We start from the raw sequence: 15333 nt of genomic DNA on the forward strand, positions 1-15333 counted from the left end.
CGACGCAGATGAAGACCACCGGCCGCGGCGGGGCAGCGCCTGCCGCCCATGCCGACAGCGAAAGCTGGGAGGAGTTCTGACCGGCGCTGCGCCGGAAAGGTCTGCACCCACGAACTGAGCGCGCGCCGGGTCTTGCGGGACCTGGCGCGCCTCCCATTTCAGACCGCGGACAGACCGCGGAGATTGTTCATGCAGCTTGATGGCAATGTCGCCGTCGTCACCGGCGCCGGCTCCGGCATCGGCCGGGCCATCGCCGAAGCCTTTGCGCGCGAAGGCGCCCGGGTCGCGGTCTGCGATATCCATGTTCGCAATGCCGAGACCGTCGCCGGGGCCATCGAGGCGGCCGGGGGCAAGGCGATCGCCATCGCGATGGACGTCACCGACGAAGCCGCCGTCGACGCCGGGGTCGACCGCGCGGCGCAGCATTTCGGCCGGATCGACACGATGGTCGCCAATGCCGGCATCCAGATCGTCCACCCGATCGAGGAATTCTCCTATGCCGAGTTCCGCAAGCTGGTGACGATCCATCTCGACGGCTCGTTCCTCCTGACCCGGGCCTGCGTCCGGCACATGTACAAGCAACGTTCGGGCTCGCTGATCTACATGGGCTCGGTCCACAGCCACGAAGCCTCGGCGCTGAAATCGGCCTATGTCGCGGCCAAGCACGGCATTCTCGGCCTCGCCCGGGTGATGGCGAAGGAGGGCGGGAAGCACGGCGTGCGCTCCAACATCATCTGCCCGGGCTTCGTCAAGACGCCGCTGGTCGAGCGGCAGATCCCGGAACAGGCGGCCACTCTCGGCATTTCGGAAGACGAGGTCGTCAATCGCGTGATGCTCGGCAACACGGTCGACCAGGAATTCACCACCATGGAGGATGTGGCCGCCGTGGCCGTCTTCCTCGCCGGATTTCCATCGAATGCGCTCACCGGTCAGTCGATCGTTCCGAGCCATGGCTGGCACATGGTCTGACGGCCCGGCCGTCCTATCTCACCCCACCGGAGGACTGACCCATGGAAATCATCACCCTGCAGCCGATCGTCGCGCTGATCGCGGGCATCCTGATCCTCGTGATCCCGCGGCTCCTCAACTACATCGTCGCCTTCTACCTGATCTTCATCGGACTGGTCGGCCTGTTCCCCGGCATCTTCGACGGCCTCGGCTCCATTGGCTGACGTCGCGGGCAAGCAACGCGTCACCGTCCTCGGCGGCGGCGCAGGCGGGCTGGAACTGGCCGTCGGCCTGTCGCGCCGGCACGATCTCGACGTCACCCTCGTCGACCGGGTCAGCACGCATCTGTGGAAGCCGCGGCTGCATGAATTCGCCGCCGGCACGGTGAATTCCAGCCTCGCCGAGATGAGCTTCTATACGCTCGCCGGCATGCACGGCTTCCGCTTCGAGCAGGGCGACGTCGAGACGATCGACCGGGCGGCGAAGACCATCCGTCTCGCGGAAATGCGCGACGCCAACGACCATTTCGTCACCACCGGCCGGTCGCTGGCCTATGACGCCTGCGTCGTCGCGCTCGGCGGGTTGACCGCGACCTTCGACACCGAGGGCGTCGCCGAGCATGCGATCCGGCTCGACGAGAAGAGCGACGCGGAGGAGTTTCGCGATCTGTTCATCGCGATGATGATCCATGCCCGCGTGAGCCGCGAGCCGGCGCATGTGGTCATCGTCGGCTCCGGCGCGACGGGGACGGAGCTCGCGGCGCATCTGCGCCTGTCGGAGCAGGCCTTCGCGCATGAGCGGGGCAGCGACGAGATGCGGCCGCTGTTGAAGCTGACGATCCTCGAGGCCGCGCCGCAGCTGATGCCCGGCGCCGACGACGGCCTGCGCAAGAGCGTCAGCGACCGCCTGGATCAACTGGACATCGTGGTGCGCACCAACGCCGCGGTCGACCGGGTCGGCGCGAGCGAGATCCGCATCAAGACGGGCGAGGTCTTTCCCGCCGACGTCACCGTCTGGGCCGCGGGCCTCACCGGCCACCCGCGCCTCAAGCAGCTCGCGGATTTCGAGATCGACAAGAAGGGAAGGATCGTCGTCGACGATCGCCTGCGCTCCTCCATCGACCCGGCGATCTTCGTCATCGGCGATGCCGCGAGCTTCACCCCGGAAGGGGCCGAGGCGCCGCTGCCGCCGACGGCGCAATGCGCCAGCCAGCAGGCCGACTATCTCGTCTCCGCGCTGCCGGAGCTTCTGGCGGGCGGCACGCCGAAGCCCTTCGTCTACAACGACCGGGGTCGCCTACTGTCGCTCGGCGGCGCCGGCTCGGTCGGCCTCGTCGGCTTCCTGCGCAAGAACGATTTCCTGGTCGAGGGGCGATTCGCGACCGCCGCCTATCACGGCCTGCAGCGCCGCCATCAATGGTCGGTGCTCGGACCGCTCCGGGGTTCGGTCGCGATCCTTGCCGACATGATCTCGCCGACCGCCGGACCGGCCCTGAAGCTTCACGGCTGAGCCGCCTGCCGCGATCGCCCCGCCCCGCGGGCGATCGCTTCCCTGCCTGAAAGGACATCACATGACGCATTCCGTCATCGCCGAAGGAAACGTCGCCGTCGTCACCGGCGGCGGGTCGGGCATCGGCCTCGCCGCGGCAATGCGCTTCGCCGAGGCGGGCATGGTCGTCGCGATCGTCGATCGCCTGCCGGAACGGCTGGAGGCAGCCAAGAGCACCATCGCCGAGGCAGCGCCCGCCGCTACCGTTCTCACCTTCGACACCGATGTCGGGGACAAAGCCGCCTTAGAGGCGCTGGCGAACGACCTCTTCGGCCGCTACGGCGCCGTGCACCTGCTGCTCGACAATGCCGGCATCCAGCCCGGCAGCGACATCTTCGACACGCGCGGGACCTGGGACGCGGTGCTGCGGACCAATCTCGTCGGCGCGATCCAGGTGGCGCAGATCTTCGGCGAGCGCATGGTGGCAAGCGGCGCGCCGGGCCTCATCGTCGTCACCGGCTCCAAGCAGGGCATCACCATGCCGCCGGGCGATCCCGCCTACAACGTCTCCAAGGCCGGGCTGAAGGCCTTCACCGAGGCGCTGCAGCACGATCTGCGGGGCCGCGACGGCTGCCGCGTCGAGGCGCGGCTGCTGATCCCCGGCTTCGTTTACACCGCGCTGACCAAGGGCGAGCGGACCGAGAAGCCGGCCGGCGCCTGGACGCCGGAACAGACCGTCGACTTCATGCTGGAGCGACTCGGCACGGACGAATTCTACATCCTCTGCCCGGACGGCGAGGTGACCCGCGAGATCGACGCCAAGCGCATCGCCTGGACCGCCGGCGACATCACCGAGAACCGCCCGCCGCTGTCGCGCTGGCACAAGGACTGGGCGGAGCGGTTCAAGGCGTGGGCGGCGAAGACGGACTGATGCCGGACACGCCTTCTCGCGCCACGGCGAGTAGGCGATCGACGTCCACCACCCGCTCCAGCTCCGCCGCGATGTCGTCCAGCGCGGCTTCCACGCCCGCGCGATAACCCGCCGTCGACCCGCTAAGCCCGAACCGCGCGAGGAAGTCGCGGCGCCAGGAATCGGCGCCGAACAGGCCGTGGAGGTAGGTGCCGGAGACCCGGCCGTCGGCGGAGATCGCGCCGTCGGGCTGGCCGTCGAGGACGCAGACCGGCCGGGCGCAGTCCGGCCCGAAGGTGCGGCCGAGATGGATTTCGTAGCCTTCGAGCGGGGCGCCGTCCGGCGTCGTCGCCTTCGCCTCGCGGACGGTCTTCTGCGGCTCCATGACGGTCTCGACGTCGAGCAGGCCGAGCCCCTGCGCCTCGCGCACCGGACCCTCGATGCCGTCCGGATCGCGCACCGTGCGTCCGAGCATCTGGTAGCCGCCGCAGAGGCCGACGATGTGGCCGCCGCGGGCGTGATGGACGCGAAGATCGCGGTCCCAGTGGTTGGCGCGGAAGGCGGCGAGGTCGCCGATGGTCGATTTCGAGCCGGGGATCAGAACCAGCGCGGCATCGGTGGGCAGCCGCTCGCCGGGGCGCACGAAGGCGACCTCGACGTCCGGCTCCGCCTTCAGCGGGTCGAGATCGTCGAAATTGGCGATGCGGCCGAGCAGCGGCACGGCGATCTTCAGCGCCTTCTGAGCGCCCGGTGCCGACAGCCGCTCCAGCGCGACGGAATCCTCCGCCGGAAGCCGTGACGCAGCGGCCAGATGCGGCACGACGCCGAAGCTCTGCCAGCCGGTGAAACGGGTGATCGCGGACAGTCCGTCGTCGAACAGCGAGACGTCGCCGCGGAACTTGTTGATCAGGAAGCCAACGATCATCGCCCGGTCTTCTTCCGGCAGGATGGCATGCGTGCCGACCAGCGAGGCGATGACGCCGCCGCGGTCGATGTCGCCGACGAGGATCACCGGCACCCCGGCGGCCGTCGCGAATCCCATATTGGCGATGTCGCCGGCCCGAAGGTTGATCTCGGCCGGGGATCCCGCGCCCTCGACGATGACGAGGTCGGCCTCCGCCGATAGCCGGGCATAGCTCTCCAGCACTGTTTCGAGCAGACCCGCCTTCAGCCGCTGGTAGTCGCGGCCCTTGGCCTCGCCGACGACCTTGCCGCGGACGACGACCTGGCTGCCGGTCTCCGACTGCGGCTTGAGCAGCACCGGGTTCATGTCGACGGTCGGCTTCGTGCCGCAGGCCAGCGCCTGCAGCCATTGCGCCCTCCCGATCTCGCCGAATTCGTTGGCGCCCGGGATGGCCGCCACGGCGGCGTTGTTCGACATGTTCTGCGGCTTGAACGGTCGCACCGCGAGCCCCCGCCGCGCGAACAGTCGGCAGAGCCCGGCGACGAGCACCGTCTTGCCGACATCCGAGCCGGTACCCTGCAGCATGATGGCGGGGGTTCGCTTCATGCCGGTCATGAGAGCAGCAGTTTCGTCGCCAGCGCCAGGCACACCACCACCAGCAGCGGTCGAATCAGCCTGGCGCCGAAGCGCATGGCGAAACCGGAGCCGATCCGGGCGCCGACGAACTGCGCGACGCCCATGGCGAGCCCGAGCTTCCACAGAAGCGCGCCGGAAAAGGCGAAGATGACGAAGCCGCCGAGATTCGAGGCGAAGTTCAGGAGTTTGGTGTGCGCCGTCGCCTTGAGGACGCCGTAGCCGGCGAGCGTCACGAAGGCGAGCATGAAGAACGAGCCGGCGCCCGGGCCGAACAGCCCGTCATAGGCGGCGATGAGCGGCACCAGGAAGCCGGCGAACAGCGCCGGCGAGATCCGCCGCTCGGCATCCTGGTCCGACAGGCCCGGCTTGAAGGCGAAGTAGACCGCGACGGCGATCAGCAGGAACGGGAGGAGGGTCTCGAGGACGTCGGTCGGCAGCACCATCGCCGCCAGGGCGCCCACCACCGCGCCGGCAAAGGCGATGAGCGCGGTGGGCATCAGCTTGCGCAGGTCGACATGGCCCTTGGCGGCATAGCTGATCGAGGCCGAACCCGAGCCGAACAGCGCCTGCAGCTTGTTGGTGCCGAGCGCCGTCAGCGGGTCGATGCCGGAGAGCAGCAGCGTCGGGATCGTCACCAGCCCGCCGCCGCCGGCGATCGAATCGACGAAGCCGGCAACGAAGGCGGCAAGCACGAGGAGGGCGAAGATCTCGGGCGGCATGGCTGTCTTTCGGACGCGATCGGGCGGCGTGGTCGGTGCGGGGCGACCGACGAGGGGGCAAGGTGCATTCCGTTTCCTCATGCCGAGCCTGAACCGGAGTCGCCGGTCGGGCCGCCGATTGGCCCGTTGGACGTTCCTGTCCGTCTCCACCGGGTGCGGGGCGAAGGCCGGGAACAGGTCCCGGTTGAGGCTCGGGATGAAGAAGCGGAGAGGGGTTCCCCCTCGCCTTGGTATCGCGCGTCCCTCGCAAAGCCAACTTGATTTGACGCCCGGCCCGCGGTGCTGTTTAGGTCGAACCGCCTGACGGTGCCCTTATTCGGGCTGAGAGAAATTCCGGTGAGGCCGACCCAAGCAGGGGGCCAGGACGGAGCTGTCGGATCGGTCCGCGTGGGATTGTCTCGCGCGTCTCCTCCGGCGTTGCGAGGAGTGCGTGATGAAAGCCTTGATGCTCTGCGGCCATGGCAGCCGCGACCAGGCCGCGATGGTCGAATTCGGCGGTCTTGCCGACAAGCTCCGCACCCGCCTGCCGGACTGGTCCGTCGAGCACGGCTATCTCGAATTCGCCAAGCCGGTGATTCGCGACGGGCTCGACAAGCTCAAGGCGAGCGGCGCCTCGACCGTGCTGGCGCTGCCCGGCATGCTGTTTGCCGCCGGCCACGCCAAGAACGACATTCCCTCGGTGCTCAACACCTATGCCGCCGCGAACGGGCTGCGGATCGAATATGGCCGCGAGCTCGGCGTCGACCTGAAGATGATCCGCGCCGCCGGCGAGCGCATCAAGGAATGCCTGCGCGCCGATGGCTGGCAGGAGGGCGACAAGCTGCACGACACGATGCTGGTCGTGGTCGGGCGCGGCGCGTCGGATCCCGACGCCAATTCCAACGTCGCCAAGGTGATGCGGATGCTGTGGGAGGGCCTCGGCTTCGGCTGGGGCGAGACGGTCTATTCCGGCGTCACCTTCCCGCTGGTCGAGCCGGGGCTCGAGCATGCGAGCCGCCTCGGCTACAAGCGGATCGTCGTCTTTCCGTATTTCCTCTTCACCGGCGTGCTGGTGCGGCGGATCTACGACCAGACCGACATCGTCGCCGCCGCCCATCCGGAGATCCACTTCCTGAAGGCGCCCTATCTCGGCGCCCACGAGCTGGTGGTGGAGACCTTCGTCGATCGTCTCGGGGAAATCCTCGAGGGCACCAACAACATGAACTGCCAGATGTGCAAGTACCGCGAGCAGGTGCTGGGCTTCGAGGCGGAGGTGGGGCTCGCCCAGGAAAGCCACCACCATCACGTCGAGGGCGTCGGCTCCTCGGCCGACTGCACGCTGTGCGACACGGTCTGCACCGGCGCCTGCCGCAATGTCGCGCCGGCCGCGCCGCGCCACGAAACCGCCCATGCGCACGGGCATGACCATCACCACGGTCATGATCATGACCACAAGCATGACCACGCGCCGGGCCACGTCCATTCGCATGCCGAAGGCGAGGCGGGCGGGCACACTCATCCCCACTCGCACGGCGGACACGACCATTCCCACGATCACCACCACCACCCTTATCCCCACGCCGACCATCCGCTCGGGCCCCGCTCGATGCGCCGTCCGTGACGGGTTGCCCCGGCTGCTGGAAGTGAGCCCGGCATGAGCGCCCTTTTCGACCGCTACGCCATCGTCGACTGGTCGGCATCCAACGCGCCGGCCAGGGGCAAGGATTCGATCTGGATCGCCTTTGCCGAACGCGAGGGCACCGAGACGCGGCTGGTCGAGACGCTCAACCCGCCGACGCGGGCCGCCGCGATGGCGCGGCTGGAGGCCTATTTCCGCCAGGCACTGGCGGACGAAAAGCGGGTCTTCGCCGGTTTCGACTTTCCCTTCGGCTATCCGGCCGGCGGCGCGGCGGCGATCGCCGGCAGCCCCGACTGGCGCGCCCTCTGGGGCTTCTTCGCCGATGCGCTGCAGGACCTGGAGAGCAACACCAACAACCGCTTCGAGGTGGCCGGACGGCTGAACCGCGAGCAGCTCGCCGGCATGCCGATGTATTGGGGCCGGCCGATGCACCAGGTGGTGCCGGGCCTCTCCGCGACCAAACCCGATCCCTATCCCGCCGGCCTGCCGGAAAAGCGCGTGGCAGAAGCGCGGGCCGGCAAGGCCCAGCCGGTCTGGAAGCTGAACTTCACCGGCAGCGTCGGCAGCCAGGCGATCACCGGCATCGCCCGGCTCGAACAGCTGCGGCGCAACCCGGAATTCGCCGATCATTTGGCCGTCTGGCCGTTCGAGACGCGCTTTGCCTCGGCGCTGACGGCGCCGATCGTGCTGGCGGAAATCTATCCCGGCCTGATCAGGATCGAGCAGGGCGATAAATCCGCGATCGACGAGGCGCAGGTCGAGACGCTGGCGACGATCTTCAGCCGCTTCGACGCCGACGGGCGCTTCGGCGAACTGCTCGCCGCGCCGACCGACCTGCCGGCCGACCAGGCCGCGGCCGTGGTGGCGGAGGAGGGCTGGATCGTCGGCCTCGGGCACCGGCTGGCCGAGGCGCTCGGCGAGGACGATCCGGAGGCCTATGTCGCGCCGGGCGCGCGGCTCAACTATCTGCGCGATCCCGACGCGATCTATGCCGAGAGCTTCCGGCTGATCCGCGCCGAGACGGACCTCACGCAACTGCCGGACGACGCGCAGGACCTGGCGATCCGGCTGGTCCATGCCTGCGGCATGCCGGAGATCGTCGCCGACCTCCTGCTCTCGCAGGATGCGATCGCCGCGGGCAAGGCGGCGCTGGCGGCCGGCGCGCCGATCCTCTGCGACAGCGAGATGGTCGCGCATGGCGTCATTCCCGGCCGGCTGCCGCAGCAGAACAAGATTGTCTGCCGGCTCTCCGATCCGCGCACAAGGCGCATCGCCGAGCGTGACGGCACGACGCGGTCGGCCGCCCAGGTGGACCTCTGGAGCGAGCTGATGGAGGGCGCGGTCGTCGCCATCGGCAACGCCCCGACGGCCCTGTTCCGCCTGCTCGAGCGGCTCGACGAGGGCGCGCCGCGGCCGGCGCTGATCATCGGCATGCCCGTCGGCTTCGTCGGCGCGGCCGAATCCAAGGCCGAGCTGGTGCGCGATTCGCGCGGTATCCCCTATGTCACGATCGCCGGCCGCCGCGGCGGCAGCGCCATGGCGGCGGCCGCCGTCAACGCGCTCGCCAAGGGGCTCGACTGACCATGGCCGACCCGATGCGGCCCTGGCTGACGGACCATGACGACGACGACAAGCCGGCGGAGGCGCTGCCGGACAGCCCGTGGCTGACGGTGATCGGCATCGGCGACCGCGGGCTGGACAGCCTGTCGGAAGAGGCGCGGCAGCTGCTGGCCGATGCGACGACCGTCTTCGGCGGCGAGCGGCACCTTGCCATGCTCGGCGACACCGACGCGGAGACGATTCCCTGGGCGTCGCCCTTCGCGGACTCGATCGAGCGCCTCGCCGCCTGCGCCGGGACCCCGACCGTCGTGCTCGCGACCGGCGACCCGATGTGGTTCGGCGTCGGCGCGACGCTGACCCGGCATTTTCCGCCCGAGGTGATGCGCGTGCTGCCTGCGCCGGCGGCCTTCCAGCTGGCCGCGGCAAGGCTCGGCTGGCCGCTGCAGGACTGCGCCTGCCTCACCGTCCATGGGCGCCCGGTTGAGGCCGTCGCGCGGGCTCTGGCCCCCGGCGCCCAGCTGCTGATCTATTCGGCCGACGGCCGGTCGCCGCAGGCGCTGGCGCGGCTGCTGACCGGCCGGGGCTACGGTCCGAGCCGGATGATCGTGCTGGAGCATCTCGGCGGCGAACGCGAGCGGATGCGCGAGACGACGGCTATCGGCTTCGATCTCGACGATATCGCCGATCTCAACACCGTGGCGGTGGCCTGCGTCGCCGGCCGCGCGGCCGAGCCGCGCCCCCTGGTTGCCGGGCTTCCCGACGACGCCTTCGTCCACGACGGCAAGATGACCAAGCGCGTCTTGCGGGCGCTGGCCATCGCGGCGCTGGCGCCGATGCAGGGCGAACTCCTCTGGGATGTCGGCGCCGGGTCGGGCTCGATCTCGGTCGAGTGGCTGCGAAGCGCCGTCCGGGCCCGCGCCATCGCCATCGAGCCGGTCGAGGCGCGCCGGGCGATGATCGCCGAGAACGCCGCGACGCTTGGCGTGCCGGAACTGTTGGTCGTCGGCGATACGGCGCCGGCCGCCTTCGAGGGGCTCGACCAGCCGGATGCCGTATTCATCGGCGGGGGCCTGACGGACGGCGTCTTCGACGCGGCATGGGAGGCGCTGCGGCCGGGCGGCCGCATGGTCGCGCATGCCGTGACGCTGGAGTCCGAGGCGCTGCTGATCGCGCTGCATGAGAGGCTGGGTGGCGAACTGATGCGCGTTTCGGTGGAGCGGGCCGAGAAGGTCGGCCCCTATCGCGGCTTCAAGCCGTCGATGACCGTCATCCACTGGCACGTGACCAAGGGCGGCGGCCGATGAGCGGCACGCTCTACGGGCTCGGCGTCGGGCCGGGCGATCCCGAACTGCTGACGCTGAAGGCGCTGCGCATCCTGCAGGCGGCGCCGGTCGTCGCCTATCCGGCGCCCGATCACGGCACCAGCTTCGCCCGCTCGATCGTCGCCGCGCATCTGGCACCGCACCAGGAAGAGATCCCGATCGTCGTGCCGATGCGCGTCGAGCGGTTTCCGGCCGCCGCGGTCTACGACGAGGCAGCGTCCGCGATCGCCGACAGGCTCGCCGCGGGCCATGACGTCGCCGTGCTCTGCGAGGGCGACCCGTTCTTCTACGGCTCCTTTATGTATCTGTTCGAGCGGCTGGCGGATCGTTTCCCCACGGAGATCGTCCCGGGCGTGACTTCCGTCTCCGCCGCCTCGGCCCGGTTGCGGCGCCCGCTCGCGGCGCGCAACGACGTCCTCACCGTGCTGCCCGCGCCGCTCGACGATGAGGCGCTGGCGGCGCGCATCGGCGCCTGCGAGGCCTTCGCGATCATCAAGCTCGGCCGGCATTTCGACCGGGTCCGTGCCCTGCTGGAGCGGCTCGGTCTCGTCGACCACTGCGCGCTCTGCGAGCGCGTCACGCTCGACGCCGAGCGCATCGTGCCGCTGGCCGGGATCGAGGGCGATGTGCCGTATTTCTCGATGATCCTCGGCTATCGCGGCGCGGAAGCGGCGATCCTGCGCGGGCTCGGGGCCCAGCCAGCAGCGGAATCCGCATCATGAGCAAGCCGGCCATCGTCATCCTCTCCGATTCCGCGCGTCCCGTCGCCGAGCGGATCGCCGCCGTCACCGGCGGCACCATCCATGGCGCGAGCGCCCGCTGCGCCGACGTCGCCGTCAATTTCGACAGCGTCGCCACGCATCTGCAGGCACTCTACGCTGAAGGCCGGCCGATCGTCGCGCTGATGGCGACGGGCGCGCTGGTGCGCATGCTGGCGCCGCTTCTCGCCGACAAGCTTCGCGAACCGCCGGTCGTCGCCGTCGCCGAGGACGGCTCGGCCGTGGTGCCGCTGCTCGGCGGCCACCACGGCGCCAACGATCTTGCCCGGGCGATCGCCGCGGCACTGGGCACGGCGGCGGCGATCACCACGGCCGGCGATTTGCGCTTCGGCGTCGCGCTGGACGCGCCACCGCCGGGATGGCGGCTGGAAAACCCCGATTTCGCCAAGTCGGCCATGGCCGAGCTGGTGGCCGGCGGCACCGCGCGCCTCGCCGGATCGGCGCCCTGGCTGGAGGCCGCGCGGCTGAAACTCGCCGCCGACGGCGATGTTCTGCTGACGGTCACCGACGCTGCCCGCGCGCCCAATCCCGGCGAACTGCTCTATAGGACGCAGAACCTCGTGCTCGGTATCGGCAGCGAGCGCGGCGCGCCGGTGGACGAGGCGATCGCGCTGGCCGAGGCGACGCTGGCGGAAGCCGGTGTCAGCAAGCTGGCGATCGCCTGCGTCGTCTCCATTGACCTCAAGGCCGACGAGCCGGCGGTGCATGCGGTCGCTGCCCATTTCGGCGTCCCGGCGCGGTTCTTCGCCGCGTCCGCGCTGGAGGCGGAGGCCCCGCGCCTCGAAACGCCGTCCGAGATCGTCTTTGCCGAGACCGGCTGTCACGGCGTCGCCGAGGGCGCGGCCCTCGCCGCCGTCGGCGCCGAGGGCCGGCTGCGCCTCGCCAAGCGCAAGAGCCGCCGCGTCACGGCAGCTTTGGGTGAGGCGCCGCATCCGGTGGACGCCGCGAGGATCGGCCGGGCGCGCGGCACGCTGTTCGTCGTCGGGATCGGACCGGGCGGCGCCGAATGGCGCTCGCCGGAAGTGAGCCGCATGGTGGCTGAGGCCACCGACCTCGTCGGCTACTCGCTGTATCTCGACCTTTTGGGCCCGCTGGCCGACGGCAAGACACGGCACGATTTCGCCCTCGGCGAGGAGGAGACCCGCGTGCGCCACGCCATGCTCCTCGCCGGCGAAGGCAGGAGGGTCGCCCTCATCTGCTCGGGCGACGCCGGCATCTACGCCATGGCGACTTTGGTCTTCGAGCTTATCGAGAAGGGCGGCCTCGACGACGGCGCACGGCGTGCCGAGATCGTCGTCTCGCCCGGCATCTCGGCGCTGCAGGCCGCTGCCGCCCGCGCTGGGGCGCCGCTCGGGCATGATTTCTGCACCATCTCGCTGTCCGACCTTTTAACGCCCTGGGCCGACATCCAGACCCGCGTGCGCGCCGCGGCGGCGGCGGATTTCGTCATCGCCTTCTACAATCCCGTGTCGCGCAAACGCCGGACGCAGCTGGCCTTCGCCCGCGACGCGCTGCTGCAGCACCGCCCGGCCGAAACGCCGGTGATCCTCGCCACGAATCTCGGCCGTCCGGGCGAGCGCGTGCGGATCGTCACGCTCGCCGAACTCGACGTCGACGACGTCGACATGCTGACCGTGGTGATCGTCGGCTCATCCGAAAGCCGCTGCTTCACGACGGGTGACGGCAAGGCCTGGGCCTATACGCCGCGCGGTTATGCCGGGAAGGCCGGGACGGGGATGGCGGGTGGAAGCAAGGGAGAAACCGCATGACCGTCCATTTCATCGGTGCCGGCCCTGGTGCGCCGGACCTGATCACCGTGCGGGGCTTGCGGCTGATCGAGGCCTGCCCTGTCTGCCTCTATGCCGGGTCGCTGGTGCCGGAAGAGGTGGTGAAGGCGGCGCCCGAAGGAGCCCGCGTGCTCGACACGGCGCCGATGAATCTCGACGAGATCATCGCCGAAATGCAGGCGGCGCATGCGGCCGGCCAGGACGTCGCGCGGGTGCATTCGGGCGACCCCTCGCTTTACGGCGCCGTCGCCGAGCAGATGCGCCGTCTCAGGGCGCTGGACATCCCCTTTGACGTCACGCCGGGCGTGCCCGCCTTCGCGGCAGCTGCCGCCGCGCTGCAGAAGGAACTGACCGTCCCGGAGATCTGCCAGACGGTGATCCTCACCCGCACCGCGATGAAATCCTCGCGCATGCCGGAGGGCGAGGAACTCTCGACGCTCGGGAGAAGCGGCGCGACGCTCGCCATCCATCTGTCGGTGCGCAACATCCCGCATATCCAGCGCGAGCTCCTGCCGCTGCCGGCCTACGGGCCGGACTGCCCGGCGATCGTCGCCTATCGGGTCGGCTGGCCGGACGAGGCCTTCATCCATGGCACGCTCGCCGACATCCATGCGAAGGCCCGCGCGGCCAAGCTGACGCGCACGGCGCTGATCTTCGTCGGCCGCGCATTGGGGGCGGAGGATTTCGTCGATTCCCACCTCTACGATGCGACGCAGGTCCATCTGCTGCGGCCGAAACGCAAGGCGGCGGTCTGAGGCGGCTCAGGGCGCGATGGCGGCGATCATCTCCTCCACCGTGCGGACAACCGGCGGGGCGGGCTCCGGCGGGCGGTCGATCATGATCACGGGCAGGCCGAGTTCCCGCGCCGCCGCAATCTTGGCAAAGGAAGCGCTGCCGCCGGAGTTGCGGCAGACGAGATGGGTGACGGCGAGCCGAGCCAGCAGCGCAGCCTCGTCCGCGACGTCCGCCGAAGGCCGCGCCAGCACGATCTCCGCCGGGAACGCCAGCGGCGGCTCCGGTTCCTCGATCATCCGCACGACCGGCCGCAGATCCGGCCGCGCCGCGAACGGCGACAGATGCTGGCGCCCCAGCGCCAGGAACGGCCGCGCATTAGCCGGCAAAGCATCGCGGGCGCCGGCGAGGCAGGCAACGGATGTCCAGCGGTCGCCGGCTTCGGCGACCCAGGGCGGGCGCACCAGCGCGATGCGGCGCGTGCCGGCGACCTCGGCCGCGCGGGCGGCATTGCGGCTGATCCCGGCGGCGAACGGGTGGGTGGCGTCGAGGAGGCAGGTCACGCTCTCCTGGGTCAGATACGCGGCGAGGCCGTCGCTGCCGCCGAAGCCGCCGACCCGGATCGCGCAATCCGCCGGCAGGACCGGCGTCGTGGTACGCCCGGCCAGCGACAGGACGATCCGCGCGTCCGGCCGCGCCGCGCGTAGTGCCGCGACCAGACGGTTGGCCTCGGCGGTGCCGCCCAGCACCAGGAACGTCTCAGCCGACCCGGGCAAGCACGCCTCCGTCGCGGTCGACGATCAGCACCTCGACACCGACCGGCGCGCCGCGCAGGATCTCGAGCGCCGACTGTCGTGCCGCTTCCGCCACCTGCGCGGCGAGGTCGATGCCCTCCACGTGCGCCATGTCCAGCACGGCTTTGGCGGTGTTGGCAGCAAGGATCTTGGGGCGCAGCGCCTCTGCGCGCTCCGGCGCGGCTGTGGCGACCATGTCAGCGAGGAAGGTCAGATCGACCTGGCTGCGGCCGGAATGCAGGTCCATCGCCCCCTGCGCCAGCTTGGTCAGCTTGGCGAAGCCGCCGGCGATGGTCAGCCGCTCGATCGGATGGGCGCGCAGATATTTGAGCAGCCCGCCGGCGAAGTCGCCCATGTCGAGCCAGGCGATCTCCGGCAGGTCCGGATAGAGCGCGTGGGCCGCCGCTTCACTGGTCGAGCCGGTGGCGCCGACGACGTGGACGAGCCCCGCGGCGCTGGCGACGTCGACGCCGCGATGGATCGAGTGGATCCAGGCGGCGCAGGAAAACGGATGGACGATGCCGGTCGTGCCGAGGATCGACAGGCCGCCGACGATGCCGAGGCGGGGGTTCCAGGTCTTTGCCGCCAGCGCCGCGCCGCCGGTGACGCCGATCTCCACCGAGACGTCGGCGGCCCTTCCATGCGCCGCGCAGAGCGTCGCGACGACGTCGCCGATCATCCGGCGGGGCACCGGGTTGATCGCCGGCTCGCCGGGCGGCAGCGGCAGGCCGGCGAGCGTCACCGTGCCGACGCCGTCGCCGGCGCGAAAGACGATGCCCGTGCCGGGGGCGCCGAAGCGCACCGTCGCGACGATCTCGGCCAGATGTGTCACGTCCGGATCGTCGCCGGCATCCTTGATGATCGTCGCCATGGCGCTGTCCGGCCCCAGCATATGGCGGTTCAGCGCGAAGGCGGGCGTCTCGCCCTTCGGCAGGGTGATGGTCACCGGATCGGGGAACTCGGCGGTGAACAGGGCCGTCAGCGCGGCCTTGGTCGCGGCGGTCGCGCAGGCGCCCGTCGTCCAGCCGCGGCGAAGCGGCCGGTCCGCTGCCGCCTGATCGCTCTTGTCCTCGCCGCGCCTGACGTTCATGGCAGGCTTATAGGCCGCGCCCGGACGGCCGCAAAGCAGGGAGGCC

At 70.3% G+C, this 15333-nt stretch carries 14 protein-coding genes; 10 read left to right on the forward strand and 4 right to left on the reverse strand.

The window, feature by feature from the left end; all coding sequences use genetic code 11:
- Nucleotides 1–189 precede the first annotated feature (189 nt).
- The 4 genes from GGR03_RS07755 (at nucleotide 190) to GGR03_RS07770 (ending at nucleotide 3367) form a co-directional block, all read left to right on the forward strand.
- The gene (locus GGR03_RS07755) at nucleotides 190–969 is read left to right on the forward strand and encodes a 3-hydroxybutyrate dehydrogenase (RefSeq protein WP_183207086.1); all 780 of its coding nucleotides are present in this window, start codon (nucleotides 190–192) and stop codon (nucleotides 967–969) included.
- 41 nt (nucleotides 970–1010) lie between these two features.
- Entirely contained in the window at nucleotides 1011–1172 is a 162-nt protein-coding gene (locus GGR03_RS07760) for a DUF3096 domain-containing protein (protein ID WP_183207087.1), read from the forward strand.
- Nucleotides 1165–2457: an NAD(P)/FAD-dependent oxidoreductase gene (locus tag GGR03_RS07765; RefSeq protein WP_183207088.1), complete on the forward strand. Its 1293-nt coding sequence runs from the start codon at nucleotides 1165–1167 to the stop codon at nucleotides 2455–2457. The genes GGR03_RS07760 and GGR03_RS07765 overlap by 8 nt, the downstream gene beginning before the upstream one ends.
- A 61-nt stretch (nucleotides 2458–2518) precedes the next feature.
- Complete coding sequence (locus GGR03_RS07770; RefSeq protein ID WP_183207089.1) at nucleotides 2519–3367, forward strand: SDR family NAD(P)-dependent oxidoreductase; 849 nt, start codon at nucleotides 2519–2521, stop codon at nucleotides 3365–3367.
- Here the strand turns inward: GGR03_RS07770 and GGR03_RS07775 are convergent.
- Both GGR03_RS07775 and GGR03_RS07780 read right to left on the reverse strand, forming a co-directional pair.
- Nucleotides 3339–4856 carry a cobyric acid synthase gene (locus GGR03_RS07775; RefSeq protein ID WP_183207914.1) on the reverse strand — a complete coding sequence of 506 codons (1518 nt, stop codon included), beginning with the start codon at nucleotides 4854–4856 and terminating at the stop codon, nucleotides 3339–3341. The two genes, GGR03_RS07770 and GGR03_RS07775, sit on opposite strands and share 29 nt — an antisense overlap.
- Before the next feature lie 5 nt (nucleotides 4857–4861).
- Nucleotides 4862–5605 carry a TSUP family transporter gene (locus GGR03_RS07780; RefSeq protein ID WP_183207090.1) on the reverse strand — a complete coding sequence of 248 codons (744 nt, stop codon included), beginning with the start codon at nucleotides 5603–5605 and terminating at the stop codon, nucleotides 4862–4864.
- Between the two features lie 433 nt (nucleotides 5606–6038).
- Between GGR03_RS07780 and GGR03_RS07785 the strand changes: the two genes are divergently transcribed.
- From GGR03_RS07785 to cobM, 6 genes are all read left to right on the forward strand, one after another.
- The gene (locus GGR03_RS07785; RefSeq protein ID WP_183207091.1) at nucleotides 6039–7205 is read left to right on the forward strand and encodes a sirohydrochlorin chelatase; all 1167 of its coding nucleotides are present in this window, start codon (nucleotides 6039–6041) and stop codon (nucleotides 7203–7205) included.
- A 918-nt stretch (nucleotides 7206–8123) separates the two neighbouring features.
- Nucleotides 8124–8804, forward strand: a complete 681-nt coding sequence (locus GGR03_RS24220) for a precorrin-8X methylmutase (RefSeq protein ID WP_246367816.1) — start codon at nucleotides 8124–8126, stop codon at nucleotides 8802–8804.
- Nucleotides 8805–8818: 14 nt separating this feature from the next.
- Complete coding sequence (gene cbiE, locus GGR03_RS07795) at nucleotides 8819–10087, forward strand: precorrin-6y C5,15-methyltransferase (decarboxylating) subunit CbiE (RefSeq protein ID WP_183207917.1); 1269 nt, start codon at nucleotides 8819–8821, stop codon at nucleotides 10085–10087.
- A complete protein-coding gene (cobI, locus tag GGR03_RS07800; RefSeq protein WP_183207093.1) occupies nucleotides 10084–10827 on the forward strand; it encodes a precorrin-2 C(20)-methyltransferase in 744 nt (247 codons plus the stop codon). Before cbiE ends, cobI begins: the two co-directional genes overlap by 4 nt.
- Nucleotides 10824–12653, forward strand: a complete 1830-nt coding sequence (gene cobJ, locus GGR03_RS07805) for a precorrin-3B C(17)-methyltransferase (protein ID WP_183207094.1) — start codon at nucleotides 10824–10826, stop codon at nucleotides 12651–12653. Before cobI ends, cobJ begins: the two co-directional genes overlap by 4 nt.
- Nucleotides 12650–13426 carry a precorrin-4 C(11)-methyltransferase gene (gene cobM / locus GGR03_RS07810; protein ID WP_183207095.1) on the forward strand — a complete coding sequence of 259 codons (777 nt, stop codon included), beginning with the start codon at nucleotides 12650–12652 and terminating at the stop codon, nucleotides 13424–13426. The genes cobJ and cobM overlap by 4 nt, the downstream gene beginning before the upstream one ends.
- Before the next feature lie 6 nt (nucleotides 13427–13432).
- Here the strand turns inward: cobM and GGR03_RS07815 are convergent, their stop codons facing one another.
- Both GGR03_RS07815 and GGR03_RS07820 read right to left on the reverse strand, forming a co-directional pair.
- Entirely contained in the window at nucleotides 13433–14179 is a 747-nt protein-coding gene (locus tag GGR03_RS07815; RefSeq protein WP_183207096.1) for a cobalt-precorrin-6A reductase, read from the reverse strand.
- Nucleotides 14163–15287 (reverse strand): cobalt-precorrin-5B (C(1))-methyltransferase, encoded by a 1125-nt coding sequence (locus GGR03_RS07820; RefSeq protein ID WP_183207097.1) that lies wholly within the window; start codon nucleotides 15285–15287, stop codon nucleotides 14163–14165. Before GGR03_RS07820 ends, GGR03_RS07815 begins: the two co-directional genes overlap by 17 nt.
- Nucleotides 15288–15333 lie beyond the last annotated feature (46 nt).

It is taken from the genome of Aurantimonas endophytica (assembly GCF_014196845.1).
GTDB classification, from domain to species: Bacteria; Pseudomonadota; Alphaproteobacteria; order Rhizobiales; family Rhizobiaceae; genus Aurantimonas; species Aurantimonas endophytica.